The sequence below is a fragment of the Sphingobacterium sp. T2 genome, assembly GCF_000814685.1.
Classification (GTDB): Bacteria; Bacteroidota; Bacteroidia; order Sphingobacteriales; family Sphingobacteriaceae; genus Sphingobacterium; species Sphingobacterium thermophilum.
Genome location: NZ_JXAC01000098.1, coordinates 1 through 3,599 on the forward strand (window position 1 = coordinate 1; position 3,599 = coordinate 3,599).

The following is a 3,599-nucleotide window of genomic DNA, read 5'->3' on the forward strand; positions in this document are numbered from 1 at the left end:
CGGAAAAACAAGAACCATCAAAAAACAGCTAGAAAAAGAAAAAAAGGACAAGAAAAAGGCTAAACAAAGAAGACAATAAGAAAGTAACAAAAGACAGTCTAGATAAGGCTGTCTTTTGTTGTTTTTTGGATTATATTTTTTTATCAAAACAGTTGTTTTGATTTTGTTTTGATAAAAAATAGCTTGTATTATTGCAATTATTGTATATTTTTGAGCTAGATAATATTAAGAGCATTAAAATATAATCCTTTCTGATGAAATTAAGTCAAAAGCAAGTAGTCTTCGAAAATGAAGTTTTGACACGTTTTGAGCTGTTTAAAAGTTTATTTTTGACGCTACCTTTTCAACGTGTAAAACATACGGGAACCTTACTGCCTTTTTTTGCTTCGCATTGTGAGCAAGGAGTAGAGCAGCACTTGGCCCCAGAAGAAATTATAGATTCCTTCTTCGGGCAGTATGAACAATATGTTCAGGAAGAAGATCGTATAGACCTGTTGTTCCGTATAGTACAATATATTGAGCGTCAGGTGGTATTGTTTGATGCGGTGGAGGATTCTTCTTTCCAAGCTTTAGAGAAGACTGACGAAACCGCTGGTTTGGATTCGCTTTTCAAGTTGGCGCAGTCCGACAAGAAGTTGAAGAATCAGATCGTGGAGAAGCTGAAGGACTTCTCCGTACGATTGGTGCTTACCGCTCACCCTACACAATTTTATCCGGGGCCTGTGTTAGGGATTATCAATGACTTAATTGAAGCTATCAAAAAGAACGATATTCAAAATATCCATCTGTTGTTACAGCAGCTTGGAAAAACTCCTTTTATCAATAAGAATAAACCTACTCCGGTAGATGAGGCGGTAAGTCTAGCTTGGTATCTGGAAAACGTATTCTATAAAGTCACTTCCAACATACATTCGAAGATTGACAGCGAGCTGGAATTGCCTTCGGATGATGTAAAGCAGCTTATCGAGCTGGGATTCTGGCCGGGTGGTGACCGCGACGGTAATCCTAACGTTACAGTGGAGAGCACCAAAAGGGTAGCTACCATGTTGCGTACTATTCTGTTCAGATGTTATTACCGCGATTTCCGTTTGGTGAAACGCAGGATAACGTTCCGTGGAGTAGAACAGTATCTTGAGAATCTTCAAGAGCTGTTTTACAACAACAGTTTCAATCCGGTGGAATGTCCAGTGGATGAGACTGCCAAGATTTTAGAAAATCTACATAATATTAAAGAAGTATTGCTGACCAGTCATAATGGTCTTTTTGTGGAACTGGTAGAAGATCTTATACGTAAGGTCAACACTTTCGGATGTTATTTCACCACGTTGGACATACGTCAGGACAGTTCAGTGCTGCGTAATACGCTACAATATGTGGTTGAAAAATATGCAGACAAAACCGGTATTCAGGCTGCAGATCTAGAGAAAGAAGAAGCTGAAAAACAGAAGGCCTTTATCTTCAACGAAGAACTTTTGGACTATGAAGAGGATGCCGACCCTCTGGTGAAAGATACTTTAGGAGTCATTCGCCTTATTAAAGATATTCAGAAGGCGGGTAGTGAGCGTGCGGCGCAGCGCTTTATCATTTCGAACTGTCAGCAGGCGTCGGATATTTTAGGGTTGATGCAGCTGTTTTTATGGCAGGGATGGAAAAAAGAGACGTTGACAATAGATTTTGTTCCTCTCTTTGAGACGGTGGATGACTTGGCACGTGCCCGTGATGTGATGTACACCTTGTATAATAATGAGGCCTATGCGGAGCATCTGAAGCGTAGAGGAAAGCGTCAGACCATCATGTTGGGGTTTTCGGATAGCACGAAAGATGGTGGTTATCTGATGGCTAACTGGTCTATTTATAAGGCAAAGGTAGAGCTTACGGCTCTGGCAAGACAATATGATATTGATCTTGTGTTTTTTGACGGGCGTGGAGGACCTCCAGCACGTGGAGGTGGCAAGACGCAGCGTTTCTATGCGGCTATGGGCTCTGAAATTGCCAACAAGCATATTCAGCTTACGATTCAAGGACAGACAATCAGTAGTCAGTATGGCTCTTTGGATACAGCACAGTACAACATCGAGCAGCTGTTGCATGCCGGTCTGATATCCGAAATTAAGCCCAACAGCAGCGACACACTGACCGAAAAGCAGAAGAGTGTAATCGACGATCTAGCTTCCGAGAGTCATCGCAAGTTCATGGAGTTGCGTAATCATCCTAAGTTCCTGAAATACTTGGAAAAACTTAGTCCGCTGAAAGCGCTGTCGTCGATCAATATCAGCAGCCGGCCGGTAAAGAGAAATTCGGATAAGGAGCTGCGTCTGAAAGATTTGCGTGCCATTTCTTTTGTGACGGCGTGGAGCCAGCTCAAACAGAATATTCCTGGCTTCTATGGCGTAGGAACGGCTTTGGAATGGGCTGAAGAAAACAACCTTTGGTCATATGTCAAACAGCTGTACCAGAATTCAGGATTTTTCAATACCCTGATCGACAACTGTATGATGTCTATGACCAAATCCAACTTCGATATAACTTCTTATATGAAAGAAGATAAGGAATTTGGAGATTTTTGGACTATGCTGTATGAGGAGTACGAAAAGAACAAAAAAATATCTGTTAAAGCTAAGCAATGCTGAAACCTTGATGGAAAATTATCCTATAGAGCGGGCCTCCATCTTGGCTAGAGAGAAGATCGTATTGCCATTGCTCATTATTCAGCATTATGCTATCCGCGGAATAGAATCCAAAAGATTCAGTGAGGAGCATCAAGAAGTGTACAGAAAGTTGATAAGTCGCACAATCTATGGAGTAGTAAATGCAGGAAGAAATTTAGCATAATACTCTTTGGAAAGAATTAACAACTTTAGCATTTATTTTATATTTTTGTGGTCGATAAATTGATAAATCATGAAATTAAATACATTATTCGTTGCGGCTTTATGTGCAGGTTCAATGATGACTTCATGCGTTCATGACACTGCAAAGCAAAATCAATTGAAATACACTCATACTACATTAGTAGACGGCGATGCTTACTCTTTCTTTCAGATAGTAGGAGAGACAGCTCTAGTAGGTGTAAAATCTGCGGAAGAAGCTGAAAAATCTGGAGATGCTAAAGCGGCAGAGGTGGCCGGAAAGGTAAAAGCTTATTATAGTGAATTGATTCCTGTGTTGGATTCTATCGCTACGGCATATCAAATTGATTTCCCTATCAAGGGTATTCCTCAATTGCATGAATCAGCGCATGCGGATTCTGCTGCTGTAGATTCATCAGCACATGCTGCACATGCACATGCTGCTCACGGCCATGGCGACTATATTCACCACGCACAGCATGAGTTAGCAACAGTAAAATTCAAATTGACTCAGCTTACCCGCAATACAAATGCTGAGTTGCAAAAATTTGCTGAAGCGCAATTGGAAAAAGTTTCTGCATTGTACAAAGAAATTGGCGGAAAAGAGGAAGAGCACGCTCATCATTAATCTGATTTGAGCTCTAAATATTTGAGGCGTCACTAGAGTGTACTGCCTTTTTTTGTTTTTGATTAATTCATATTTCATTCATTGTCTTTTCCTAAGTTGTTTTGTTTATAATTTTATAAAAT

3 protein-coding genes are annotated in these 3,599 nt (G+C 40.4%); all 3 read left to right on the forward strand.

Going from position 1 to position 3,599, the window contains the following annotated elements; genetic code table 11:
• The first annotated feature begins 254 nt into the window (after positions 1 to 254).
• The 3 genes from SD31_RS07470 (at position 255) to SD31_RS07475 (ending at position 3,477) form a co-directional block, all read left to right on the forward strand.
• The gene (locus tag SD31_RS07470) at positions 255 to 2,630 is read left to right on the forward strand and encodes a phosphoenolpyruvate carboxylase (protein ID WP_231561290.1); all 2,376 of its coding nucleotides are present in this window, start codon (positions 255 to 257) and stop codon (positions 2,628 to 2,630) included.
• 7 nt (positions 2,631 to 2,637) lie between these two features.
• Positions 2,638 to 2,832: a hypothetical protein gene (locus SD31_RS18815; RefSeq protein ID WP_231561292.1), complete on the forward strand. Its 195-nt coding sequence runs from the start codon at positions 2,638 to 2,640 to the stop codon at positions 2,830 to 2,832.
• A 69-nt stretch (positions 2,833 to 2,901) separates the two neighbouring features.
• On the forward strand, positions 2,902 to 3,477 hold the full coding sequence (locus SD31_RS07475) for a hypothetical protein (RefSeq protein WP_039053676.1): 576 nt from the start codon (positions 2,902 to 2,904) through the stop codon (positions 3,475 to 3,477).
• Positions 3,478 to 3,599 lie beyond the last annotated feature (122 nt).